22 protein-coding genes are annotated in these 23,999 nt (G+C 44.3%); 6 read left to right on the forward strand and 16 right to left on the reverse strand.

The annotated features are described in order from the left end of the window. Nucleotides 1-39 precede the first annotated feature (39 nt). Both P5Y91_RS01490 and birA read left to right on the forward strand, forming a co-directional pair. On the forward strand, nt 40-1,047 hold the full coding sequence (locus P5Y91_RS01490; protein ID WP_155124798.1) for a LacI family DNA-binding transcriptional regulator: 1,008 nt from the start codon (nt 40-42) through the stop codon (nt 1,045-1,047). A gap of 8 nt (nt 1,048-1,055) precedes the next feature. After that, nucleotides 1,056-1,997 carry a bifunctional biotin--[acetyl-CoA-carboxylase] ligase/biotin operon repressor BirA gene (gene birA / locus P5Y91_RS01495; RefSeq protein ID WP_155124797.1) on the forward strand — a complete coding sequence of 314 codons (942 nt, stop codon included), beginning with the start codon at nt 1,056-1,058 and terminating at the stop codon, nt 1,995-1,997. Nucleotides 1,998-2,654: 657 nt separating this feature from the next. On the opposite strand, the gene P5Y91_RS01500 is transcribed toward birA, so the two are convergent. Further along, nucleotides 2,655-2,858, reverse strand: coding sequence for a hypothetical protein (locus P5Y91_RS01500; RefSeq protein WP_049491938.1), 204 nt, complete (start codon nt 2,856-2,858; stop codon nt 2,655-2,657). Nucleotides 2,859-2,959: 101 nt separating this feature from the next. Between P5Y91_RS01500 and P5Y91_RS01505 the strand changes: the two genes are divergently transcribed. Then, a complete protein-coding gene (locus P5Y91_RS01505; RefSeq protein WP_277838798.1) occupies nt 2,960-4,063 on the forward strand; it encodes an ABC transporter permease in 1,104 nt (367 codons plus the stop codon). Nucleotide 4,064: 1 nt separating this feature from the next. After that, nucleotides 4,065-4,754, forward strand: coding sequence for an ABC transporter ATP-binding protein (locus tag P5Y91_RS01510; protein WP_070846070.1), 690 nt, complete (start codon nt 4,065-4,067; stop codon nt 4,752-4,754). A 184-nt stretch (nt 4,755-4,938) separates the two neighbouring features. On the opposite strand, the gene P5Y91_RS01515 is transcribed toward P5Y91_RS01510, so the two are convergent. The 9 genes from P5Y91_RS01515 to P5Y91_RS01555 all read right to left on the reverse strand — a co-directional run bounded on the left by P5Y91_RS01515 (nt 4,939) and on the right by P5Y91_RS01555 (nt 14,890). Continuing rightward, entirely contained in the window at nt 4,939-6,264 is a 1,326-nt protein-coding gene (locus P5Y91_RS01515) for a sensor histidine kinase (protein WP_155124795.1), read from the reverse strand. Then, entirely contained in the window at nt 6,261-6,914 is a 654-nt protein-coding gene (locus tag P5Y91_RS01520; protein ID WP_070846066.1) for a response regulator transcription factor, read from the reverse strand. Before P5Y91_RS01520 ends, P5Y91_RS01515 begins: the two co-directional genes overlap by 4 nt. A 72-nt stretch (nt 6,915-6,986) precedes the next feature. Beyond that, on the reverse strand, nt 6,987-8,363 hold the full coding sequence (locus tag P5Y91_RS01525) for an ABC transporter permease (protein WP_155124794.1): 1,377 nt from the start codon (nt 8,361-8,363) through the stop codon (nt 6,987-6,989). A 12-nt stretch (nt 8,364-8,375) separates the two neighbouring features. After that, complete coding sequence (locus P5Y91_RS01530; RefSeq protein ID WP_031575592.1) at nt 8,376-9,017, reverse strand: ABC transporter ATP-binding protein; 642 nt, start codon at nt 9,015-9,017, stop codon at nt 8,376-8,378. A gap of 6 nt (nt 9,018-9,023) precedes the next feature. Beyond that, on the reverse strand, nt 9,024-10,286 hold the full coding sequence (locus tag P5Y91_RS01535) for an ABC transporter permease (RefSeq protein ID WP_277838800.1): 1,263 nt from the start codon (nt 10,284-10,286) through the stop codon (nt 9,024-9,026). Nucleotides 10,287-10,745: 459 nt separating this feature from the next. Continuing rightward, a complete protein-coding gene (locus P5Y91_RS01540; RefSeq protein WP_254733463.1) occupies nt 10,746-11,384 on the reverse strand; it encodes a YesL family protein in 639 nt (212 codons plus the stop codon). Between the two features lie 104 nt (nt 11,385-11,488). Then, nucleotides 11,489-13,051 carry a type 2 periplasmic-binding domain-containing protein gene (locus P5Y91_RS01545; RefSeq protein ID WP_049472611.1) on the reverse strand — a complete coding sequence of 521 codons (1,563 nt, stop codon included), beginning with the start codon at nt 13,049-13,051 and terminating at the stop codon, nt 11,489-11,491. A gap of 9 nt (nt 13,052-13,060) precedes the next feature. Further along, a complete protein-coding gene (locus P5Y91_RS01550; RefSeq protein ID WP_049472610.1) occupies nt 13,061-13,957 on the reverse strand; it encodes a carbohydrate ABC transporter permease in 897 nt (298 codons plus the stop codon). Nucleotides 13,958-13,972: 15 nt separating this feature from the next. Further along, nucleotides 13,973-14,890 carry an ABC transporter permease gene (locus P5Y91_RS01555; protein WP_021153492.1) on the reverse strand — a complete coding sequence of 306 codons (918 nt, stop codon included), beginning with the start codon at nt 14,888-14,890 and terminating at the stop codon, nt 13,973-13,975. 195 nt (nt 14,891-15,085) lie between these two features. Between P5Y91_RS01555 and P5Y91_RS01560 the strand changes: the two genes are divergently transcribed. Both P5Y91_RS01560 and P5Y91_RS01565 read left to right on the forward strand, forming a co-directional pair. After that, nucleotides 15,086-16,753, forward strand: a complete 1,668-nt coding sequence (locus tag P5Y91_RS01560) for a sensor histidine kinase (protein ID WP_049491961.1) — start codon at nt 15,086-15,088, stop codon at nt 16,751-16,753. After that, nucleotides 16,734-18,278: a helix-turn-helix domain-containing protein gene (locus P5Y91_RS01565; RefSeq protein WP_277838802.1), complete on the forward strand. Its 1,545-nt coding sequence runs from the start codon at nt 16,734-16,736 to the stop codon at nt 18,276-18,278. The genes P5Y91_RS01560 and P5Y91_RS01565 overlap by 20 nt, the downstream gene beginning before the upstream one ends. A gap of 43 nt (nt 18,279-18,321) precedes the next feature. Here P5Y91_RS01565 and P5Y91_RS01570 read toward each other — a convergent pair whose 3' ends face one another. The 6 genes from P5Y91_RS01570 to P5Y91_RS01595 all read right to left on the reverse strand — a co-directional run bounded on the left by P5Y91_RS01570 (nt 18,322) and on the right by P5Y91_RS01595 (nt 23,961). Next, nucleotides 18,322-18,519: a DUF3272 family protein gene (locus tag P5Y91_RS01570; protein ID WP_003002577.1), complete on the reverse strand. Its 198-nt coding sequence runs from the start codon at nt 18,517-18,519 to the stop codon at nt 18,322-18,324. A gap of 38 nt (nt 18,520-18,557) precedes the next feature. Beyond that, the gene (gene dnaX, locus P5Y91_RS01575; RefSeq protein WP_049491969.1) at nt 18,558-20,234 is read right to left on the reverse strand and encodes a DNA polymerase III subunit gamma/tau; all 1,677 of its coding nucleotides are present in this window, start codon (nt 20,232-20,234) and stop codon (nt 18,558-18,560) included. Continuing rightward, a complete protein-coding gene (gene msrC / locus P5Y91_RS01580) occupies nt 20,234-20,731 on the reverse strand; it encodes a free L-methionine (R)-S-oxide reductase MsrC (protein ID WP_049491971.1) in 498 nt (165 codons plus the stop codon). Before msrC ends, dnaX begins: the two co-directional genes overlap by 1 nt. A gap of 484 nt (nt 20,732-21,215) precedes the next feature. Beyond that, nucleotides 21,216-21,896 (reverse strand): YoaK family protein, encoded by a 681-nt coding sequence (locus P5Y91_RS01585; protein ID WP_277838803.1) that lies wholly within the window; start codon nt 21,894-21,896, stop codon nt 21,216-21,218. A 193-nt stretch (nt 21,897-22,089) separates the two neighbouring features. Beyond that, nucleotides 22,090-22,728, reverse strand: coding sequence for a uridine kinase (gene udk / locus P5Y91_RS01590; protein ID WP_003007856.1), 639 nt, complete (start codon nt 22,726-22,728; stop codon nt 22,090-22,092). Between the two features lie 141 nt (nt 22,729-22,869). After that, entirely contained in the window at nt 22,870-23,961 is a 1,092-nt protein-coding gene (locus P5Y91_RS01595) for a hypothetical protein (protein ID WP_277838804.1), read from the reverse strand. Between the last annotated feature and the right edge of the window lie 38 nt (nt 23,962-23,999).

The raw sequence follows: 23,999 nt of genomic DNA on the forward strand, positions 1-23,999 counted from the left end.
TAGAGTATACTGGAAGTAGAAATCAATAAAGGATGAACTATGGCAACGATTAAAGACATTGCGGAAAAAGCAGGCGTTTCTCAGGCAACGGTCTCTCGCGTCCTCAACCAGGATGCGACCTTATCGGTTGGTGAAGACACGCGCAGTCGGATTCTTCGCATCGCTGAGGAACTGCATTACCAAAAGAAAAGCCGCAAAACAGCGCCTCAACCAGTTGAGGATTTTCATAAAATCGTCATCTTTGAATGGTACACGCGCGAAGAAGAATTAGATGACCTCTACTACTATGCCATTCGGATGGGCTTAGAAAAACAAGCCCAGGAAATAGGCTATGAGATCTTTCGTATCTTTAATAATGACGATTGGTCCTTGATTCAAGAGGCAGACGGCATCATCGCTCTTGGAAAATTCAGTCCCAAGACCATTCGAAATCTAGAAAGCTACGGCAAACCCCTTATTTTTGTCGATAGTAATACCCTCTATTTGGGGCATTCCTGTGTGACGACCGATCTAGAAGATTCTGTCATCACCGCTCTCGAGTATTTCCTTGATCATGGCCACAAGGAGATCGGGCTCTTGGTCGGGCAGGAAGAGACAGCAGATGCGACACCACTTCAGATGGATCCCCGTCAACGAACCTTTCAACAGTTTCTCACGGAAAAAGGACTTTATGAGGAGCGCTTTGTCTCTGTTGGTCAATTCTCGACCGAGTCGGGTTATCAGATGATGGAGCAACTGATTCAAGCATTGGGCGACGACTTGCCAACTGCCTTTTTCATGGCCAGTGATGCCTTAGCTGTCGGGGCTCTTCGGTCCCTTCAGGAGCATCAAATCGCAGTTCCTGATCGCGTCAGTCTCATTTCCTTCAATGATACATCGATTGCCAAGTATGTCTTTCCTGCCCTCTCTACAGTGACCGTCTACACGGAAGAAATGGGCAAGCAAGCCATTCAGATGTTGCGACAAACCTTTCAAGGGAATCAACCAAGTGTTCCCTATATGGTCAAATTAGCCACTAAACTCACGATTCGAGACAGCAGTCGCTAGGAGGTCCTATGAAAACACACGAAATCCTCTTTCAAACCCTTTCTCAGGCAGATGATTATGTCAACGGGGAGCAGCTGGCGCAAGAACTAGGTGTTTCCCGCACCTCCATCTGGAAGGCCATTCAGCGCCTGGAAAAAGATGGGGTCGTCATCGAATCCCTAAAAAAGAAGGGCTATAGACTGGTCTCAGGCGATATTCTTCTTCCTGAAGTCATCGCAAGCAATACCCAGTTGACCGTTACTTTGAATGAAGAATGTCATTCTACCCAATTGGACGCAAAATTAGGCATAGAAAGCCATCAAGAAGGCAAGGCGCTCTACCTGGCCAATTCGCAATCCGCAGGAAAGGGCCGCTTTGGTCGTGACTACTACTGCCCTGATCAAGGGGGCATCTACATGTCCCTTCATCTCAAGCCACAATTACCCCCTGCGGAGCTCCCCCCATATACCCTCATGGTAGCTGGAGCCATCTACAAGGCCATTAAAAACCTGACCCTGATCGATATCGATATCAAGTGGGTCAATGATATTTACTACCGCCATAAAAAAATTGGGGGAATCTTAACCGAAGCTATCACGTCCATCGAGACTGGTCTTGTCACAGATGTCATTATCGGAGTCGGTCTCAATTTAGCCATCCCTACTTTTCCAGAAGAGCTAGAAAGTAAGGCTGGTTCCTTATTTGAAGGGCCTTGTCCCATCACCCGCAATGACCTCATCAGTGAGATCTGGAAGGAATTCTTCCAAACAGATGTCGATGAACTGGTCTACCTCTATAAAGAGCGCTCCCTGGTCCTAGGACGAACTGTCACTTTTGAGCAGAACCAGCAGACCTATCAAGGCCTCGCCAAAGACATCTCTGATACCGGCCAACTCTTGGTCCAATTAGACAAGCAAGAAGAAATCTGGCTCAATAGCGGAGAAATCTCCCTCAAGCAGTGGAATCTATAAAACAGAGCTCACAACTCACAAAAGAGTCTGGGACAAAACGCTGTCTCAGACTCTTTTGTGTGAAGATATATCAAAACTTTTTAAACCAATTCTTGATATACTCTAAGCATATATCTAGTAGGAATTTGATAAATAATAATACAATTCCAATCTTCACAAACATGTAATATTTAAATGTGTCATCAAATTCATGCACACGGATCGGAAAGGTGAAGATATTAGACGGATTGATAAGAAAATAAAGTGAGATACAAATGGATAAAACCAGCGCTACTATAAAAATTTTTTTATGTATTTGCATTTTTTACCTTTTCCTTTCTTGTTTTACAACATTAATTACCAATCACCAATTTTATATAGCCTGATTAATTCTTTCATTACCCTTTCTAACAGGCTATTTTATAGTTCTTACACCTTCATCATATACAAATTTCAAAATAATACAAGTCTGTTTTTCTAATTATTTTCATGATATAATAATAAAGTTTGGATGTTAAACAAAAAACTCAGTAACTATTCCAACAAACTCTATAAAATTAACTTTTTAGATAGCGCCATGATATATTTAAGCTACTAAACAGTTCAATTCAGTATGTTTTTTGCCCTACTTTTTAATCATGATATTGAAAATACCTAAAAGCGCCTTCCGAAATTCAATTAAATTTCAACATTTTTAATTACTCTCAATATGAAAGTTCTTTCCAAATCCATGCAGGGGGCATCTAAATCAACAGGAAAAGCCTTGAAATCAAGGCTTTTTTTCTTGTCTATAGCAGATTTATTTTTGTATTCATTAACAATTAATAATTGAGAATCAAATTGAACACAGTAAACAAATCCAATTCCTTCATACTCTACCAAACACCATCCCCATATTATCCCCTCACTTATGGTATGATGGTAGAGTATGATGTTTAGGTGCCAAGCTACTTTAGCACCTCCGTGCTAAAAGGAGAACGAATATGAAAATCGCATGGAATGAAATTAAATACCAACCCAAGAAGTTTATCCTGATTGAACTCCTCATTACCATCCTCATGTTTATGGTGGTGTTCTTATCCGGGCTGACAAATGGACTGGGGCGTTCAGTATCGGCCCAAATCGATAACTATGGGGCCCTGCACTACATCCTTTCGACGGATTCAGAAGGGATTATCCCCTTTTCAACTATTACGGCGAAGGATTTAGATGAGGTCCAAAAGATAGAGGGGATGGACTATTCGGGCTTGTCCATCCAGCGAGCAACCGTCTCAAAAACAGAGGATTCCAATACTCTGGATATCACCTACTTCGCGACCGATCACAACGAAGAAGAAATCCTCAATCCAATCATGGAAGATACAGACCTCAAGATCTCCGACTTAAAGAAAAACGAGGTCATTTTGGACAGTTCTTTCAAAGAGGATGAGGGGATCCAAGTCGGCGATCAAGTGATCGACAAAACTTCTAAGCAAAAACTCAAGGTCGTGGCCTTCGCGAAAAATGCCAAATACGGCTACAGCGAGATTGGTTTTATCAGCTCGGATACCTACACAGGCATGCGACAAAAAACAGATCCAAGCTATCAATGGCAAGCCCAAACCCTTGTGACCAAGAAAAGCATCCCTTCTAGCGATCTAGCCAGCAACTTGATGGTGGCGGATAAGAAGCAAGTAATCGATAAAATCCCTGGCTACAAGGCTCAAAACCTGACGCTACGGATGATCACGTGGGTGCTCTTACTCGCTTCTTCTGCTATCCTTGGGGTTTTCTTCTATATCCTCACCTTGCAGAAGTTGAAACAGTTCGGCGTCTTGAAGGCCATTGGCATGTCCATGAGCCAGATTACCTATGTCCAACTATCCCAGCTCACCATTATCTCCCTCATCGGAGTGTTGCTGGGACTTGGCTTGGCAACCATAATGGCACCATTTTTACCTAATAGCGTCCCTTCCTTTATGACCCTGAAGGACAATCTCACCATCTCGGTTAGCTTTATCCTGACCTCTATTTTGTGTGGTGCCTTGTCCCTTGTCAAAATCAAAAAAGTAGATCCAATCGAAATCATTGGTGGAAATGGAGAATAAGATGGCCATTATTGCATTAGAAAATATCAGAAAATCCTACGCCGATGGTAGCCAGATGCACCATGTCCTCAATCAGCTTAATTTAAGCGTCGAACCCAACGAATTTGTCGCCATCTTGGGCCCTTCAGGATCTGGCAAGTCCACTCTCTTAGCCATCGCCGGCTTGCTTTTATCAGCGGATGAGGGGCGGATTCGCATCGCTGGCCAAGACTTGACCGGTCTCAACCAAGGCCAGTGGACGCAAAAACGGCTGGAATTACTCGGCTTTATCTTTCAGGATCACCAGCTCCTCTCCTATATGAAAATCGGTGACCAGTTAGAACTGGTAGCCAAATTAAAAGGAGAGAAGGACAAGAAAAAACGCCAAGAGGAAGTCAAATCCTTGTTGGCAGATCTTGACATCGAAGCTTGTTACCACCAATACCCGAATCAGATGTCCGGTGGGCAAAAGCAACGGGCAGCCATTGCTCGGGCCTTCATCGGAAATCCGCAGGTCATCTTAGCCGATGAACCAACAGCTAGCCTAGACCCAGATCGAGGGCAAGAAATCGCCCAATTGATCCAAAAAGAAGTCAAATCCAAAAACAAGAGCGCCATCATGGTGACCCATGACCGCTCCATCCTGACCTATGTAGATACCATTTATGAATTAAAACATGGCCAGTTACTAAAGGTAGAAAAGGTTGATTAAATACAAGAGAGTGGGACAGAAATCGGTAATTCGTTAGAATTCGATTTCGTCGTCCCACCTCCGCACAGTTGAGTAGGGCTGTAAAAGCTGATGAAATCAGCGTAGTAGAGCCCACTCAACCACTGCGTCTTGCTCAACAATCCAAAAATAATTGAGAGGCTAGGACTTTTGTCCCAGCCTCTTTTTATTCTTGTGGCTCCTTGGGCAGCTCCATACGGAAGCGCAAGCCCATAGCCGTTTTATCAAATTGGTAGGCCAGTTCTTCATGGTCTAGCAAGTGTTGGACCACAAAGAGTCCCAAGCCGCCTTCCTTCTTCTGACGGCTAGCGGTCATTGGCATTTCAGCGGTCTCTACCATTTCCTGGCTGGTATTTTCAATCGCCAAGTGCGTCCCTTCCTCTTCGAGACGGAGCTGGATCTCTCCACCGGCATCCGAATGTTTGACGGCATTACTGATAACATTTGAGAGGACCAATTTCAGAATCGCTGGGTTCATATAGACTGGTTTGACTGGGATCTGATTGTCAATCATGAGCGAGCGAGATTGAGCCAAGACCTTGTACTGGTCGAGGATCTGCTCTACGACCTGATCCAACTGGATCCATTCCTTGTCTCCGGCCAATTCTTGGACAGAGGACAGGGACAGGATTTCTAGGACGATCTGGTTCATCTCATCGACGATATCGAGGGAGACCGACAGATAGCGGTCCCGGTCCTTGTAGCGGCCGATCTTATCCCGCATATTTTCTAGGATAATCTTCAAGCTGGCCAGAGGCGTCTTGAGCTCATGCGAGGCTCCCCGTAGGAATTCGACCTTCATCTGCTCCAACTTCAGATTTTCTTGTTTTTGCTGCTCTAGATTGTCAATCACCTCTAGGAGATGGTGATAGAGGTCGTTGATCTGTTGCTTGAGAACGCCGATCTCATCCTGCGAGTGAATGGGAAGACTGGCTGTCCGATCCAAGCGCTTCATCCGCTTGGTCATCTGCTTGATCTCAAGGATCGGAGCAGAAATCAGGCGGGCATAGAGATAGGAGGCAATCACTGACAGAACAAAGGAAGCAAGAAGACTATAGGGAAGAAAGCCCAGACTGATGTCCCGCGCTTCCTTTTGCGAATCGACGGTTGCTAAGAATTGCAAGGTCAAGTCTTTTCCCTCTTTGGTCTGGATCTTTCGCTCCTCAATGACCAGGGAATTGTTCTGACTGTTAGGGTTCAGGAGCAGGTCATCCTTGACCTCTAGGGCATTCTGTTTTTCCTTGCCCTTGATCGAGACCTTGATATCGTTGGTCTTGGAATAAAGGTCAATGACCGACTCAATGGTTCCTTCTTCCTGGCCTTGGAAACTCTTGGCCAGGGCCTGGGATTTCTTCAAAATCGTCTGGCGCTGGGACTCGATATAGGTCGAGGGGAAAATAAAGTAAACCGAAGCGTGTAGAAGGATGACTAAGCCACTAAATAGGGCAAAGGTGATCAGAAAGATCTTTGCAAAGATACTTCGTTTGGTCATGGTCTCTCCAATTTATAGCCGACATTGCGTACCGTTACGATACAGTCCAGCTCTAGTTTTTTTCGTAGTTCCTTGATATAGACATCGATCACCCGATCAAAAGGAATCTCCTCTGTCTCCTTCCAGACGGCATCGAGGATCTGAGAGCGGGTCCGGGCCTTGCCCTCATGCTGGAGCAAGTATTCCAAGATCTCCAACTCCTTGGCATTCATGGAGATAGGTTGACCAGCTAGGCTGGCTGTGTAGCTCTCAAAATCCACCCGTGCCTCTCCATAGGTGAAGACCCGGGAAGGCTGGAGCTTTTTAAAAATAGCTTCGATACGGACCTTTAAAAGTGACAAGGAGAAGGGTTTTTCCAGGTAGCCATCTGCCAACTCTCCAAAGGCCGTCAACTTATAGTCCTCGTCATGGAAGGCCGTCAGCATGAGGACAGGCACCGAGCTGGTCTTCCGGATGGTCTTGAGCACTTCCAAGCCATTGAGGATAGGGAGCTGGATATCCAGCAAGACCAGATCTGGCGCTTCTCTGTGAAAGAGGTCCAAGGCCTCCTGCCCATCACCTGCTTCAAAGACCTCATAGCCACATTCCATGAGATAGTCGCTCATCCCTTCGCGAATCAGGACTTCATCTTCTACGATTAGTATCTTCATACACTTTCCTTTTATCTAAGAAACTTCTTCTACCTCCTATTATACCCTATTTCTATTTTAGGAAACAATCTCTTATTCGACATCCACCAAGAGATCTTTTGGTTTCTTATGCAAGAGCCATTGAGAAGAAAGGATGGATACGAGAATCAAGAGGAGGCCGCCAACCAAAACAATCACCAACAATTGGCTCGGTTGGATGTCCATATGGAGGTCTGTTAGGGTCTTACTGAAGCTTTCTGCCTCAGCTCCACCACCAAGGTTGGCTGCAGAGGATTCTTGAGCCATTTGTTTGGCAATGCCACTGGTTACGTTCTTGAGTACCGTATCTCCGACTGTTTTGGCAAGAAGTCCTGCAACTCCATAGGAGAGGAGGAAGGCTGGGATGGAAATCATGACCAATTCTGCCACGAATTGCCCTGCAATCTGCACCTTGGAGAGTCCCAAAGCCAACAAGATTCCCACTTCTCTGCGACGGGCATTGAGCCACAAGACGAGGAGAAGGGTGAGAAGCAAGCTAGCAAAGATGAGGCTACCGATAAACAAGTAGTCCGCCACTTGGAACATGCTGCTGATCGATTTTTGCAAGGCTGGGTAGTTGGAAGAGCTCTTAACCAAGTCAAAGTAATTCCATGGGATATCCAAGGCTTTGATTTTTTCGATCAATTGATCGAGGTCCTGATCCCCCTTGGCAAAGAAGGTCGCATCCTCATAGGTAGCTGTTTGAACAGTATTGCCATAGAGCTTGGCAGCTGTATCTAGGTCAGAAATGAGGGTATCTTCATACAATTCTTGGGCGTAAGTTAGAGGAGCTTGGTTCTTCCCTGAAAACAGACCCTTAATGGTCACTTCGACGGTTTCATTGGCTCCTTTTTCATTGTCAGCATCGTAGAGATTAGACTTGAGACGCACCTTATCGCCTACCTTGAGGCCATTCTTTTTCGCCAAATCTTCATGCATGAGGATTTGGTTTTTGTCCTTATCCGTCAGGTGCTCCCCTTGGACCAGCTTGTAGGCTCCAGAGACAAACTTATCTTCTTTAGAAGAGTCATTGACCCCTGTCACCATCAAGGTATTCTTGAAGTGCTTGGCCCGCTCTGGAGATTGATTTTGCAGGGTTTCTTCGGTCTCAATGATCTCGTGGTCTAGTATATCCGCGATGGCATTGATCCGCTTGATGGAGGAGGTGATCCCCTCTACCTGGCTGATTTTTTCGATATCCTCTCCTCTGAGATTCCCAGCTCCCCGAGGGGTTCCCGGATTGGTCCGTCGGTTGATCTGCATGGAGAAGCTATTGGTGATGGATCCCAGGCTTTCCGATGAAGCTTTTTGGGTCGCTCCCTTCATGGAGAGTCCGATCAAGCTCAAGGTCCCCATGAGGAGAATGATGGCAAAGAGCAAGAGAGACTTGGGCCATTTACGTGTGATATAAGCAAAAGCATTTCGCAACATAGCATTCCCTCCTTACTTGCTCTTCTCAACGAGGCTACGGCGACTCAATTCCAAGACCACATCGGAGGCCTCTGCCACTTCCTTACTGTGGGTGACGACAATGACACATTTTTGGCGTTCCTTGGCCAACTTCTTTAAAATGGCAATAATGTCACCCGCTGTCTGTTCGTCTAGGTTTCCTGTTGGCTCATCTGCCAAGATGACAGGTGCTTCTGAAACGAGCGCACGCGCAATGGCCACCCGTTGCTGCTGCCCTCCAGATAGTTGCAGGACATTGCGTTTGATTTGCGTTTCGTCCAGCCCCAATTCCAAGAGAATTTCTTTCCCTGCCTGTTTGTTGACCAGGCGAACATTTTCAAGTGGCGTCAAATAGTCAATCAGATTGTAATTCTGAAAGACCAGGGAGACATGGTGCTTGCGGTGGTAGCTAGACCCTTTGGTCTGGATGTCCTCCCCATCAAAGAGAACCTGTCCCTTCTTGGGATTGTCCAGACCAGCCAAGAGGGATAGGAGGGTTGATTTCCCTGCTCCAGACTGACCGATAATGCTGTAAAAAGTCCCATTTTTGAACTGATAGTTCACGTCTGAGAAGATCTCTTCTTGGTAGCTTTGGTAACTATAGGATACATGTTTGAGTTCTAGCATATATGTCATTTCTCCTTAACTCATTTTTGTTAATATTTCTTTTGGGGTCTTGCGCCAGATCATGCTGGTCGTTACACCGAGCGACAGAAGGATCAAGCACAAGAGGCTAGCATAGGCGATTCCTAAGGAAAGGCCTTGAGGGACTTGGTTGAGCAAGTCTAGGGTCTGCTGTTGACCGGTCTGTCCGACAAACTGCTCTAAGAAACGATGGCTGACCATCCGCCCGATGAGAAAGGCTGGGATCACCGCTAGTAAGGATACCAGCACCACTTCCAAGAGGAACTGTCTAAAGATCCGGCCCTTGCTCTTCCCAATGGCTAAGAGAACCCCGATTTCGTGGATCCTCTCCCGTGTCCAGAGACTGAGTAAGAGCGATAGAGCACCTGCTCCCGTCACCAGGAGGACGATCATCATGATCCGCACCAGGCCTTCTAGGGTCTGAGAGGATTCCTTCATCTGGTCAAAGGCCTTGCGATCTTCGACCACGCGTAGCGATTGCCAATCCAGATCCAAGCTTTTGACTTGCTTCAAGAGGGCATCGATTTTCTCAGGATCTTTGACCCCAAAGGTGACCTGGGTCACTTCTTGCTGACTGAGACCAAGAAGCTTGGTCGCATCCTCATAAGAAAGGTAGACTTGATTCTCACTCAAATCAGAGGTCATTCCTGTGAATTTTTCCTGTTTCTTACCCGAAAAGATCCCAACGATTTTAAAGGTTTGCTCTTTGGCAGGAGTCTCTCCCATCTGAAAGCTGGATAAGGTCAAGGAATCTCCGACCTTTAGCTTATTCTTCTTAGCCAACTCTTGGTGAATCAAGATCTGCCCGCGAGCCTTATCGGATAAGTGCTTGCCTTGCACCAGTTGAAAACTGCCACTGCGGAAATCTAGGTGCTGGTCTGTCTTCTGGGTAAAAACAGCGCCTAGCGCTTGCTTAGCTTCCTGACCCAAATCATCCCGCTCTACCGACTGCTGCCCAGTCACCGCTTCTTTACCAAGAATACGAACGGGACTTTCATATTGAGGAACCATGGCTCCCACCCCAGCTAGCTGCTGCACCTTTTTAGCCTCCTTCAGTGCAAAGGGAGTAGCCCCCTGCTTACTGGTCAGGGCAAAGCTGGTCCCAGCCGACTGTTTGATATGGTCCTCCAACCTTTCTCCCACTTGCATCAGTGAAAAACAGAAATACAAGCAAGAAAGGATCAAGAGGAGAATCAGAAAGAGGACCAGATTCCTCGTTCTTTTTCGAGAAATATAGGCGATTGCCTGTTGTAAGAGCATGATCTTACCCTCCATTTCAAGGTCCACGACAATACAATGTGGACGCTTTCATCATTTGTTATAGTTATTATAGAAAAGAAATGTGAAATGTTTATGAAATAGAAAAAGTTTCCTAGATTTTCTAGGAAACTTCGGATTGAGAAAAAGTCACCAAAGAAACTTTCCTTAGGTGAGAACGGACGTCAGCGAACTTCTTCAAAGTTCCATGACTTAGTTTTGGACCTAAAGTTCCAAAACTCCCGAGTGCTAGAAACAATTATGTTTCTAGCACTTTTCTCACAGCGGAAAGTTTCAGCATATGTTTGAATAAGGTTAAAAGCCGATATCATTTATTCTTTTAAGCATCACTTAGTTTTTTAGCAAAAAAAGTTGTGCTACTCTCTATCGTTTCCTAAAAATCTAGGAAACTTTATTCGATTTAAATAATATCAAGAAAACATACGTCCCATTTCCTTGACTTCATTTTTCAAAGATTTCTCCTTCTTGGATATTTGAAAAGATCTGATCGGTCAGTCGGACATTCAAGAAGCTCCAAAGAGCGAAACCTCCAAAGGTAAAGAGATAAATAGCTGTCAGTAACCGTTCAGGACTACTGAGACTGATATAAATCACTGCCAGATTGAAGAAGATAAGAAAGATGGTTTGAATAGGATTTAAGAGAGCAATGAGGAAACTATTCAGACAGACCTTTCTTGTAGGGTCTTCAAAGAGTCCAATATAAGGGAAGATCAAGGTCATCCCTCCACATAGAAGGACGATAAAGGGAAGCAAGATCCAAATCCCATACTCACTTAAAAAGGCCGTATTTGAAAAAAGACAGTAATCCAGATAAAGAAGGGCTGATAGTCCTAGGCAAGTCAGCCAAATCACCGTCGCTTGCTTGAAATTGGCGCGAAAGAGACGGAAAAAATGAAAGACGAGATCCGTATCTTCCCCTTTCAACAAGCGGTGCCACATGGTTGCTAAAGCCGTAAGCGATGCACCGATCGTGAGAACCGGAAGGCAGCAAACGATAAACAAGGTGTTCAAGATAATAATGTCTGTCAACCGGGTCAAAGTCTTGACCAAGCGTCCATCCAATGAAAATAATTTTTGCATCTTCTTCTCCTTGTTCTTCATCTCAATTTCTGCTACTTCCTCTACGGAAGCACTCAGGGGCTCTACGCCCCTGAGTTACTTACTTGAATCCATTTAGACCCCTGTTACTTCACTTCTTTTTGGTAACGATCATAGGCATCCTGTTGAATCTTCATAAAGTCATCAATGCCCATCTTCTTCAAGGTTGCTTTGTAATCATCCCATTCTTTTTCAATGCCCCCTTCTACTACCCATTTAGAAGCTTGTTGGGTAACATAGGAGTTGATATCTACATAAATAGAGGATAATTTGTTCAATTCTTCTTGAGAGTAGATGACATTTGGATATGCTGGCAAAGCGTATTGTTTCAATTCTTTGTCCATCTTCAATTTGAGACCATCACCTTGTGTTTGGTCGATGTCGACATGACTATTGATATCATCAGACACATATTTTGGTCCAAAGTCACGAAGGGAATTGATCCAAGCCCATTCATCGGCTGATTTACCATCTTTTGGAGCCAAGACCTTGTACTTATCGCCATCTTTTTCAGTCGCAATACCAAAGGATCCATAGAAGTTTTGGATGCTAGCATCATCCTTGTAGAATTTATCCAACCATTTGAGCAATTTTGCAGGGTCCTTGCACTTATTCGTGATCAGGATTTCATTTCGTCCATAGTTCAAATGATCTGGGTCAGAAATGACATATTGTTTGCCATCTGGGCCTTTCAATGCTGGGAGAGGAGCATATTCGCTAGCATGTTGGCCGAAGGTTGCATCTGCTGTCCAACCACTTGACACACCGACACGCGCCACACCCTTATCCATCCGTTTGGCAACAGACATAGAGGTATCTTCTGTAAAGAGTTCAGGGTCGATCAAGCCTTTCTTGTAGGCTTCATGCATAGCCGCTATCCCTTGTTTATAACTTTCTTCTGTTCGTAGATAGACCGGCTTGCCATCTTTGACGGACATTTCATAGGTATTATCTCCACCCAGACGGTTGTTGAATGGCAAGATATAAGAGAAGGTCGGATCAAAGTTACCAGAACCAAATGGAATTTCATCATTGACATCCCCATTGCCATTAGCATCCTTATCCTTAAAGGCTTGTAAAACAGTCACCAATTCATCATATGTTTCGGGCATCTTCAAGCCAAGGTTGTCCAACCATTTCTTATTAATAAAGAGCTGGTTGCCGACGATTGGCCGCATTGGCAATTTCTTAGGCAGGCTGTAAATATGACCATCTGGGTTGGTCACCATGGCTTTTAATTTTGGTTCTTTTTCAAAGGCCTTGTTCAAGTTTGGCATATTATCCTTGATCAAGTCTTCCAATGGAATGAACATGTTTTGGTTCTGAGCGATTTCAGAATCCGTGAAGGCATTGGATCCCAAGAAAGCGTCTGGTAAATCTCCACTGGCTACAAGGACAGATTTCTTATCCGACCAGTCTGCAGCCACCATGGTATCCCATTTGATCTTGATACCTGATTCCTTGGCTGAATCATCTAGAAAACCTTTGTGATAGTCTTCCCCCCAATCCGACCAACGAACGGTCGTGATCTTGAAGGTATTTCCATCATTCTTGTCATTGCTTGATTTATTTGTGGAAGCTCCACAAGCCGTCAAGCCAGCTAAAGCAGCTGCTCCAAGGAGCAGATAGGCAAATTTCCTGTTTTTCATGATCTTCTCCTATTCTTTCAAGGCACCTATCATGACACCTTGATTAAAGTATTTTTGGACGAATGGATACAGCATCATAATCGGTGCTGTTGAGATAACGATGGCTGCATATTTCATCATATCAGCCTTAATACGGAGGTCAGAAGCTACCTCCCCTGTTGCTTGCGATTGCAACATTTGATTACTAATTAAGAGACGGCGCAGGATCAGTTGCAGGGGTTGAAGATTTTCATTGGTCAAATAAATCAGAGCATTGAACCAAGAATTCCAGATCCCTACTGCTGTCCAAAGTCCAATAACGGCAATAATAGCCTTGGACAAGGGGAGCACGATCTTTCTGAAGTAATGAATGGTTCCGCACCCATCGATCTGGGCAGCTTCCCACATCCCTTCTGGAATACTATTGTTAAAGAAAGTCCGAGCTACAACGATATTGTAAGGAGATACTGCAAACGGTACGACCATCACCCAGAAGGTGTCGACTAATCCCATTTGTTTCACTGTCAAATAAATGGGAATCAAGCCCCCAGAGACAAACATGGGAACGATAAAGAAGACACTGACCCATTTCTTAGCAAAGAGGTCCTTTCGCGACAAGGCGTAACCAGCTGGGATATTAATGACCAGGGCAACGATGGTCCCTACAACCGTGTAGAGGATGGTGTTGAGATAGCTCTTTAGAAACAAAGGTTGCTCAATCAAGCGTTGATAGCCATCTAGTCGCCATTCCCTCGGGATAAACCAAACCTTACCAGTTGCCACATCAGACGGATTACTGAAGGAGGCAATAATGACAAACCACAAAGGGTAGACAATCAACAGAATCAAGCAAATCGCTAGACCATAGATAAAAACATCAAAGAGGATTTCCGACTTGGTCTTTCTAGCATGTTGAAACAATTTCACAATTCCTCCTCCTTTCTAGAACAATCCCGTCTTGGTATAGCGTTTCGCAAACCAGTTGACCGACAATAAGATGATCAAGTTGACCAAGGTATTAAAGAGACCGATCGCTGTCGAATAACTATATTGGAAATTAATCATCCCCACTTTGTAGACATAGGTCGAAATGATTTCACTTCCTGCCAGATTAAGTGGATTTTGCAAGAGCAAGACCTTTTCAAAACCAACACTGAGTAGGCTTCCTGCTCTGAGAATCAAGAGAATCATCGCCGTTGGTAACAGTAAGGGTAAGTCAATATGACGGATTTTTTGCAATCGACTCGCCCCGTCCATGGTCGCTGCTTCATAAAAGGTTGGATCAATGGCTGATAAAGCGGCTAGATAGATGATACTATCCCAACCGATATGTTGCCAGACATCGCTCCAGACATAGACACCTGCAAAGCTACCCGGTTTGGATAAGAGGGCAGGCATCTTTAAGCCGACCAATTTGAGGACATTGGCTAACAGTCCACTACTTGGAGAGAGAAAAAGAATAATCATCCCACACATGACCATGGTCGAGATAAAATGAGGCAAATAAGTTGTTACTTGAAAGATTTTTTTGAACTTGCCCACACGAATCTGGTTGCAAATGATGGCTAGAACAATCGGCAAGGGAAAACCAACCAGAATACTGTAAATAGAAATTTTCAAGGTATTCTTCATGGTTGTTGCAAATTGGAAGGATGAGAAGAACTGGTTAAAATACTTGAGACCAGCCCAAGGACTTCCAAATATCCCAGTAGCGGGAGAGTAATCTTTAAAAGCGATGACTAGACCCGCCATAGGGATATAGGCAAATAAAATCAATAAAATAATCGATGGCAGGAGAAGCACATATAAAGGAATATTTTTCTTAAATTTGCTCTGCTTCGCATTTACTTCGCTTTTCATAAGGCCCTCCTTTTCTTTCTCCTCTATTTTATAGGAATCCTTTCCATCTTTATAGAACTTTTTCGTGCATCTTCATTCACTTTTCCGTTTTCTCCACACAAAAACATGCACTTTCCCGATTTTTTTTACTTTAATATCGGTTTTGTTCATGAATCCGTTTTCAAATAGTGCTATAATATATGTGAGGTGCTCATTATGAAAGCTATTCACAGAAGTACACGAGATCACTCGATTCAATTTTTTTCGCGCCTACTCTTTCTCCTCTTAGTTGTCAATACCTTGATCAACCTTTTGATTGGTGGGATTAGCCGAAATTTTATTAAACACCAAAATATGCTCCATTTAGAGGACTCGATTCATATCTATGCGGATTCCTTAAATACAGAGCTTCACTCCGTTGAGCGTTTTATGTACAGTACCATTAGTCACAACGACTATTTGACAGAGCTCAATACTCCGCTTGATTTCACAAATTTTCATGAAAATCTAAAAAAACTGCGGATTGATTTCACGGAGTTTCAGTACCAGATGGATAGCCCCATTACCTTTTTCATAGAGACAAAAGATATCCCACATTTTTTCAACGCTTCCAGTCTTCAACTGCCCTACCTGGACTATGTACAATTGAAAGATCATCTTAAAACCTATGACAAAGAAACAGACAAGACCCGTCAAAAATGGCAACGAATCAGCCTGAACCAGCATGATTATCTCTTGAAATCCCTTCATTACAAGGGCAAGGCTATCTATGCCATCATTTCTACCCAGGATATTTTAAGACCCTTGCAAAAGCTCAATATTGGAAAAAAAGGGCGCTTATCCATCGAACGCCCCAATCAGATCCATGCTACAGATTCCGTTATTCAAGCCGGTAGCAATCAAACCCACCTGCCTTTTGATCTGTATGTGACGGTCGATTACGGGGACGTTTTCCGTACAAATATCGTACTTGAAACCCTTCTCTCCTTGGTCCCTTTGATCATCGCCGTTCTCTCTACCATTCTGATCCTTTATATTCGTCAACGGATGATCCAACCGATGAAACGACTCACCCAACGCCTTTCTCAGCTAGACGCTGCTTCCACCAAGCTAGATGTGATCGAAGACCAAGGGATCTTAGAGATCGATCAGGCCAATCACAAGCTCAATCAGGTCCTGATCCATATGAAAGACCTTCAAATTCGAGCCTACCACGCGCAACTCAACCTCAAAAAAGTCGAACTCAATTACCTCAAAAATCAAGTTCGACCCCATTTTTACCTCAACATGCTTTCCATGATTCACAGCATGCTGCAGACCAAGGACTATAAGGAAATCGAGGAGTTGACCAAGGTGACTTCCAACTACTTGCGTCACCTCTTTCAAGCTAACCAAGATTTCAATCGCTTAGTAGATGAAATCCAACATATCCGAAATTACCTAGAAATCCAAAAAATCCGCTATGGGGACAGCATCCACTTTGACCTGGACTGGGATCCTCATCTGAAAGATGCGGCTATTCCCCCTCTGCTTTTACAAACCTTTGTGGAAAATGCCATCAAACACGGCTTTTCTTTCCAAGATTCCTTCCACATTCAGCTTTCCATTCATGAAGAAGCAAACCAACATCTTGCCATTTCTCTTCAGGATAATGGTCCTGGTTTTAGCTCCGCTATCTTACAAGATCTAGAAGAGAAAAAATCCTTAGTCACTGAAGATGGCCACCACATTGGTTTGACCAATGCACGGGAGCGACTAGATCTCCTCTATCCAGATCACTACACGCTTCAATTTTCAAATGGATCCCAAGGAGGTGCCCGCATCCAACTGAGCCTTCCTTATGAACCCTACAAAGGAGACACACATGAATATCCTACTCGTTGACGATGATCGTTTTATCATTAAAGCCCTACAGGAAACCATCCATTGGGAAGCCTTGGGCATTGAGCAGGTATATACTGCCTCCAGTCTGAGCCAAGCCCAAGCCATCATTCAAAGTCACCCGATTGCCCTCATGATCAGTGATATCGAGATGCCACAAGGCAGTGGGTTAGATCTCCTAGCCTGGGTCCGGTCAGAAAAATATGACATTCAAACGATCTTCCTCACCAATTATGCTGATTTTAATTATGCCCAAAAAGCCATTGAACTCCAAAGTTTTGAATACTACCTCAAACCGATTGACCCCGACCGCTTAGAATTTATCATTCAAAAAGCACTCAATAAGATCAAGCGCCACAAGAGTGCGACCCAATTAGCCCAGCAAGGGCAAAAAGAAGCTGAATTTTGGCATGACTACTTGCGAAAACCGCGTCCATCTCAAGCAGAACAGCTCCTTCAAGAAGTGACAAAACGGGGTTATAGCCCCAAACCACATGAAGACTACCTCTTAGTCCTCATCACTCTCCACTTAGTTGAAGAAGACTTTCACCCCAGCGTCCCTTCTTGGCGCTTACAGCTCCGCCATTGTATCAAGGATCTCTCCCTGGATTACCCTGTCCACTACTGCGCCCTCAGTAAAATCGAAAGCCAGACCGATCGCTACCTCTGCCTCTTCAAAAAGAATCAGACAACAGAGTGTGCAGACTTCCTAAAGGCCATCCAACAGAAGATCCAGCAAGACTTAGACCGATCCTCTATCCTTCTCTATTCAGATACTATTTCCCTTGAGACGCTCTTGATGAAGGCTCTGCAACTCTGCCAATACAGTGAAGAACAAGTCTTCCATTGGGACAGTATCCACTCCTATGCTTCTTTGGCTCCACAACCTCAAAAGCCTGCTCATCGGACATCGCTCACTTTTACAAATCAGCTAGAGACAGAACAGCTCCTCCAAATCATCCATAGCTTAGAGACTCAAGATCGCATCCCGCTCTCAGCTCTGAGTGAACTCCAGCTAGACTGGACCCAGCAAATTGGCATTTATCTGGACAAGAACGGCATTCTCGCCCACAAGTTATTTCAAAACAAACACCATCAATTTCTCTTCGAACGGCGTTTTCATGCCATCGAAGCTTTTGAAGCCTATATCGGGGATTACTGGAGCTCTGCTCGCCATTATGTGATCGATCTAGAACACCAATCCAATCTCATCAAGCGGATCACCGACTACATCGACCACCATTACAAGGAGGATATCAGTCGCACCAAGCTGGCAGAGATGGTTTTTCTTAGTCCAGATCATCTAGCACGGATGTTTAAGCGCGACACCGGCGAAACCCTGGTGAAATACATCACCGATAAACGGATGGCCGCCGCAAATGAGATGCTATCGCAAAGCGATACCCCCATTTACCAAGTCGCTCTCCAGGTGGGCTATGACAACTACTCCTACTTTACAAAGGCTTTTAAACAAAAGGTCGGCCTCTCCCCAGGAGATTACCGCAAGCAATGCCAAGAAGCCTTTTAAAACAAGAAAAAAACCTTTGAAAAAGAATTTCTTTTCAAAGGTTTTATTTTCTTTTCTTTCTGATTTCTTTTTCAATGGCACTAGCAATCTTCTCCACCATATAGGCCGTCTGGAGATTGCGCAAGATCAAGAGGGCCCAAAAACATGCAAAGAGCATTTGACCCGCCATGGTCGCTTCATTGAAAAAGTATGTCTCCATAGCAGTAAAGACTGCTATCACTGCAAATTGTTTTCTATTCATAAAATTATTTTACCATGATTCAGTAAAAAATTCATGTATTAATCGTCTTGCAGGGTGATTTTATCGGATAAAAAGTGAAATTCCTCAGGGATGATACTTTCCTCTTCTTCTACCACTTCCGCTTTTTGTCCACGCGCCTTAGCCGAAAACTCTGCCCGTATTTGGGTCCATTCTTCCATCGAAACCGCTAAAATCTCTGGTGAGAAGCCAGCAGCATTGCTGAGGATATTTCCAAACATGGTATTGAGGTTGTCCCGCTTCATGGTCTGTTCGGCATTAAAGGCAGACTCAAAGGCTAAAATAGCGTGATTTTCATTGGCAGCGACCGGCTGAGATCCGATTAAGAGGGCCTTATCTGCACCTGCCAAGCTTTCGATGATTTCCCCCCAAGCGTTCTGAAGACGGATCAAGTTGGTCCGTGCCAACTCTGGGTTTTCAACCGCCTCTTGTAAAATGGCATTGACCTTGTTTCGATCTGCACGGTAGCCCTTGCTCGACTTGGTTGGACGAGCTACTGCTGGTTTTGAAGCAGGAAGACTGCTACCTGATTGCGCTAACTGTTGCTTGAGTTGAGCGACTTCCTTCTTCAAATCTTCCAGCTGAGCTAGCAGATTGGAAGGAACCTCCACAGTAGCTGAGTTAGAAACTTGGCCTGTGCTTTCAGCCAATTTAATGGTCATCATTTCAGTGTAGATGCGCGGTTGCAGACTATTTTTGATATCCGCTAGACTGGTCGTCGCCTGGTCAATCAGGGCAAAAAGACGGTCTTGATCGGATTCAAGATTCGCCGCAAACAAGTCACTAGCGTGAGTGTTTTCTCCTCCTGTCTGGACAATCAAGAGATCTCTCAGGTATTGAAGTAAGTCCGTGGCGAAACGGGCCATATTCTTTCCGTTGTCAAAGATAATCGCCAGCTGGTCCAGCGCCGCTGTCGCATCATGAGCCAGGATGGCAGCCACGTACTGATCGAGCGCAGCTAGACTGATGGAGCCTGTAATCTCTTCGGCGATTGCTGTCGTCAACTCACTACCCGCAGTCAGACTCAGGGCTTGATCCAAAATGGACAAGGCATCCCGCATCCCACCTTCAGCGCGCCGAGCAATGATCTGGACAGCATCTGCTTCATAGGCAATGCCTTCAGTAGCTAGGATATTTTCCAAATGCTGGACAATGTCTGGCAATTTGATAGATTTGAATTCAAAGCGTTGCACCCGTGACAGAATAGTAGCTGGAATCTTGTGCAACTCCGTTGTTGCAAGGATAAAGACCACATTTTCCGTCGGTTCTTCTAAGGTCTTCAACAAGGCATTAAAGGCCCCTGTTGAGAGCATATGGACCTCATCGATAATGTAGACCTTGTGCTTGGCTAGACTTGGAGCATAGGTCGACTTGTCGCGAATATCGCGAATTTCATCGACCCCATTGTTGGAGGCTGCATCGATCTCAATGACATCTTCTAGGCTCCCATTGGTAATGGATTCACAGATATAGCAGTCGTTACAAGGCTCCCCATTGACTTGATTAGGACAGTTCATAGCCTTAGCAAAGATCTTGGCCACACTGGTTTTCCCAGTACCACGAGGACCCGAAAAGAGATAGGCATGGCTGATCTTCTCCTGCTCCACTGCCTGTCTCAACGTCCGTGCCACCACTTGCTGGCCGACCAATTGGCCAAAGGTCTGGCTACGGTATTTCCGATATAAAGCTTGATACATTAGTTCTTAACTCCAAACATCTTAAAGTCCCAGTTTGTCTTATCGATCAAGATAGCGACAAACTTTTCCAAATACTCCTGATCCAGCTGATCATAGTCAGAGACACACTCCGAATCCAGATCTAAAACTCCAAGGAGCTGACCGTCCTTGACCATAGGCACCACAATCTCACTCATAGTTCGACTATCACAGGAAATATAGTTGGCATGCTGGCGCACATCATCGACAATCATGGTTTCCTGCTTTTGAGCTGCTTCTCCACAGACACCCTTTCCAAGAGCGATATGGACACAAGAAACACCTCCCTGAAAAGGTCCCAAGATCAATTCCGTTTGGTCATACAAATAAAAACCCGCAAAGACCGAACGAGGCAGGGCTTGATTTAACAGCGCACTGGCATTGGACAGATTAGCCAAGGCATTGCTTTCTCCTGTTAAGAGAGCGTCTAACTGAGCCAGCAAGAGCTGGTATTGTGATTCTTTTTCCGAATGTTTCATACCTTCCATTATACCAAATATTTGCCCAAAAATTAAGCTTCAAACAGCGAAAGAAAAGAGAGTGGGACAGAAATCGGTCATTCGTTAGAATTCGATTTCGTCGTCCCACCTCTGCACAGTTGAGTAGGGCTGTAAAAGCTGATGAAATCAGCGTAGTAGAGCCCACTCAACCACTGCGTCTTGCTCGACAATCCAAAGATAATGGAGAGGCTAGGACTTTTGTCCCAGCCTCTGGAATATATAAACTAATTTTTAGTAAAATAACTTAAGCGATTCTGAAAAGAGATAAAATCGAGGTCTCATTAATTTAAATTGATAAAGAATATACTAAACTTTCCGCTGTGAGAAAAGTGCCTGAAGCTTAACTGCTTCAGGCACACGGAATTATTGAGACCTTAGGCTCAATAATTAGTCATGGAACTTCTTAAAAGAAGTTCGCTGACGTCCGCACTCACCTAAGGAAAGTTTTTTATGATACCTTTATCTATTCATGCAGCCGATTGAAGTGAAAGACTTCAAAATATTGAATGGCCCGGTAGATTAAAAAGATGGTCAAGATAATGGCCACCAGCCAAATCGTCTTTAGTCCATAAAACTGGATCAAGTAGGTCGAAAAGATGGCCCCACAGACGAAACTCCCGATCAGGCAGGTCATAAAGATGGCTTCCCAGAGGAATTTCATCTCCCTGTCTCTAACAAAATTTCCATAAGCTACCATGGTTTTCTTGAGATTTCCGGTCATAAAAGAGTGGTTGTAGGCATAGCTACCTACTTCTCCAAATGAGGTCGCTACGATTCCCAAACTCAGTCCAAAAAAAGGCACGATGAAGACATTTTTTACCGATGCTGGCAAAAATCCCGTCACCAAAGTTGTGAGGATATAGGGCACTAGGGTACTCAAGCGCCAGACTGAATTATCAATCAAGCGACGCAAGACCGTCATTAAAAAGATCCCCAGCATAAAGGCCAGCATCGTGGCTAACTTCACTTCTACATCTGAGATCTGCTGGCCGATCAAACCAACCGATAGAAAGACCACATTTCCCGTCTGGCCTGCCGCCAAGGTCCCACCCCGACAAATAAAGGTATAAGCATCTGAAAAACCAGCACACATGGTCAATAAACAAGCGAACGCCTTAGTCCGCGAATGAAACTCCCTTTTCATTTTCATTCTCCTTAGGAAAAAGAGGGAGTGGTAGAAAATATTTAAATAAACATTTCCCATACCACCCCCACAAAGTTGATTGAGAACTCTTCTGAGTCTTTTAGCGAATGAAGAGTCTCACCAACTACTGCGACATTCCGTAATTCCAACTATTGTTATAGGATTGGAGATCGATTGCCCTCTTTCCCCTATTTTATTTTCCCTCACGCGCTTCGTTGAGGATTTTTTCAATCTTGGTTGTGATCAAATCAATCGCTACCGTGTTGGTCACTCCTTCAGGAATGATCACGTCCGCATAGCGCTTGGTTGGCTCAATGAACTGATGGTACATGGGTTTCACCACTCCAAGGTACTGCTCAATAACACTATCGAGACTCCGTCCACGCTCCTCCATATCGCGTTTGATCCGGCGAATGATCCGAACATCATCATCCGTATCCACAAAGATCTTGATGTCCATCAAGTCTCGAAGGCGCTTGTCTTCAAGGACTAAGATTCCTTCCACGATGAAAACATCTTGGGGCTCCTGACGATAGGTTTTGCTACTGCGCGTATGCTCTGCATAGTCATAGGTTGGAATATCCACCGGACGACCCGCCAAGAGTTCATTGATCTGCGCAATCATCAAGTCCGTATCAAAGGCAAAAGGATGGTCATAGTTGGTCTTGATCCGCTCCTCAAAGGTCAAATGACTCTGGTCCTTGTAATAAGAATCATGCTCAATCATGGCAATCTTTTCATTCGGAAAATTAGCCAAAATGGCACGAGACACACTGGTCTTTCCACCACCAGAACCACCAGTAACACCAATAATAATAGGTCTATTTTGCATTTTCTACTCCATTACCTCTAATCGCTTGAAAAGGTCCTAACCTCTCCATTACATCTTATCCATTTTACCATATTTTTGCCTAGACTTGAATCATTTTTTCCGATGAAATTTGGAGTAGAAAAGGACCTTGCGGTCCTTTCATTATTTCACTTTTTCTAATTTTGCGGCAAATTCATTACCACCATGTAAGACGAGTATATTTTTTCCACCGTTGACAGGTACGAAACAATAATTTGAATTAGCTTGTATATAGACTTCCTTAACGCTCTTCACTTGATAGCCTTGTGATTTCACCGCTTCTTGAATTACTTCAAATGTGTGTTCGATCTCTTCTTTAGAAGTCGTGTCTCCATCATACTTTTCTGAATCAGCTAGAGAATAGAATGCGTAAGCCTTGCTATCGTAATACTTATCACTAATAATTCCGTGATCTGAAATCTGAACAGTTGTATTATCTCCTTCTGTCACATTCTTCCATTTTCCAACCATGGCCTTTGGTGTTTCAACCTTGTGATAGACTAAATTATCTTCAAAGTTTCCTTTGTATGACTTATAAGTTTTCAAGTCGAATAAATCATTTCTTAAAATAATATTGCTTCCGTCTTTTTGGAGCAAGTTATAGCGTGTGTTCCCACCAGACTTAATAACAACTATTTCTGTCGTCTTCAGGTTAAATTTCTTATCGACATCCGCAAGTGAATGCAAGTCAGTTGCATTCAACAAAGATAGTGCTGTATTAAATTCTTTTTTCGCTTCATTGCCCTTGAGAACCTTTTTGATGGTCTCATTGCCATTGACTCTTTGTTTCTTTCCGCTTAGTTCATAAGTGACCGGACTAGAATCCGTATTTCTCAACCAAACACCATCTAGACTTGGTCCACCTGAAAAGAAAAAGAACCAAGCAAGAGCAATTACTGCGACAAGTCCCGCAAATGCGGCCCCAATTTGGGCTTGTTTATTGAAAGTATATGTCAATTTTTTTGGTCTTGGAACAGGTTGCAAAGTTTTCGCCGATGGCTGCGGTTGGACAAAAGCTTTCTGCTCTTGTGAAAGAGGTGCGCTAGGTGCAACAGGTACTTCCTGAGCAGGAGCCTGCGCCTCAGTTGCTGGAGTCGGCTCTTCTTTTCGCTCTACGACAAACTCCCCTTTTTCACGCGCTTCTTGAAATTCTTGCATACTTGGCTTGCGACCATTGACCGCTTCAAAGTATTCAACCCAATCGTTTTGATTCATCATATCCCCCTTATTGATTCATCATAAAAACTAACCAT

This window comes from Streptococcus taoyuanensis, assembly GCF_029589235.1.
Classification (GTDB): domain Bacteria; phylum Bacillota; class Bacilli; order Lactobacillales; family Streptococcaceae; genus Streptococcus; species Streptococcus taoyuanensis.

Excerpts from the sequence above, each read along its gene's own strand:
- P5Y91_RS01490 (WP_155124798.1), top strand. The coding sequence starts at position 40 with ATGGCAACGATTAAAGACATTGCGGAAAAAGCAGGCGTTTCTCAGGCA.
- birA (WP_155124797.1), top strand. The coding sequence starts at position 1,056 with ATGAAAACACACGAAATCCTCTTTCAAACCCTTTCTCAGGCAGATGAT.
- P5Y91_RS01505 (WP_277838798.1), top strand. The coding sequence starts at position 2,960 with ATGAAAATCGCATGGAATGAAATTAAATACCAACCCAAGAAGTTTATC.
- P5Y91_RS01510 (WP_070846070.1), top strand. The coding sequence starts at position 4,065 with ATGGCCATTATTGCATTAGAAAATATCAGAAAATCCTACGCCGATGGT.
- P5Y91_RS01515 (WP_155124795.1), bottom strand. The coding sequence starts at position 6,264 with ATGACCAAACGAAGTATCTTTGCAAAGATCTTTCTGATCACCTTTGCC.
- P5Y91_RS01520 (WP_070846066.1), bottom strand. The coding sequence starts at position 6,914 with ATGAAGATACTAATCGTAGAAGATGAAGTCCTGATTCGCGAAGGGATG.
- P5Y91_RS01525 (WP_155124794.1), bottom strand. The coding sequence starts at position 8,363 with ATGTTGCGAAATGCTTTTGCTTATATCACACGTAAATGGCCCAAGTCT.
- P5Y91_RS01530 (WP_031575592.1), bottom strand. The coding sequence starts at position 9,017 with ATGACATATATGCTAGAACTCAAACATGTATCCTATAGTTACCAAAGC.
- P5Y91_RS01535 (WP_277838800.1), bottom strand. The coding sequence starts at position 10,286 with ATGCTCTTACAACAGGCAATCGCCTATATTTCTCGAAAAAGAACGAGG.
- P5Y91_RS01540 (WP_254733463.1), bottom strand. The coding sequence starts at position 11,384 with ATGCAAAAATTATTTTCATTGGATGGACGCTTGGTCAAGACTTTGACC.
- P5Y91_RS01545 (WP_049472611.1), bottom strand. The coding sequence starts at position 13,051 with ATGAAAAACAGGAAATTTGCCTATCTGCTCCTTGGAGCAGCTGCTTTA.
- P5Y91_RS01555 (WP_021153492.1), bottom strand. The coding sequence starts at position 14,890 with ATGAAAAGCGAAGTAAATGCGAAGCAGAGCAAATTTAAGAAAAATATT.
- P5Y91_RS01560 (WP_049491961.1), top strand. The coding sequence starts at position 15,086 with ATGAAAGCTATTCACAGAAGTACACGAGATCACTCGATTCAATTTTTT.
- P5Y91_RS01565 (WP_277838802.1), top strand. The coding sequence starts at position 16,734 with ATGAATATCCTACTCGTTGACGATGATCGTTTTATCATTAAAGCCCTA.
- P5Y91_RS01570 (WP_003002577.1), bottom strand. The coding sequence starts at position 18,519 with ATGAATAGAAAACAATTTGCAGTGATAGCAGTCTTTACTGCTATGGAG.
- dnaX (WP_049491969.1), bottom strand. The coding sequence starts at position 20,234 with ATGTATCAAGCTTTATATCGGAAATACCGTAGCCAGACCTTTGGCCAA.
- msrC (WP_049491971.1), bottom strand. The coding sequence starts at position 20,731 with ATGAAACATTCGGAAAAAGAATCACAATACCAGCTCTTGCTGGCTCAG.
- P5Y91_RS01585 (WP_277838803.1), bottom strand. The coding sequence starts at position 21,896 with ATGAAAAGGGAGTTTCATTCGCGGACTAAGGCGTTCGCTTGTTTATTG.
- udk (WP_003007856.1), bottom strand. The coding sequence starts at position 22,728 with ATGCAAAATAGACCTATTATTATTGGTGTTACTGGTGGTTCTGGTGGT.
- P5Y91_RS01595 (WP_277838804.1), bottom strand. The coding sequence starts at position 23,961 with ATGAATCAAAACGATTGGGTTGAATACTTTGAAGCGGTCAATGGTCGC.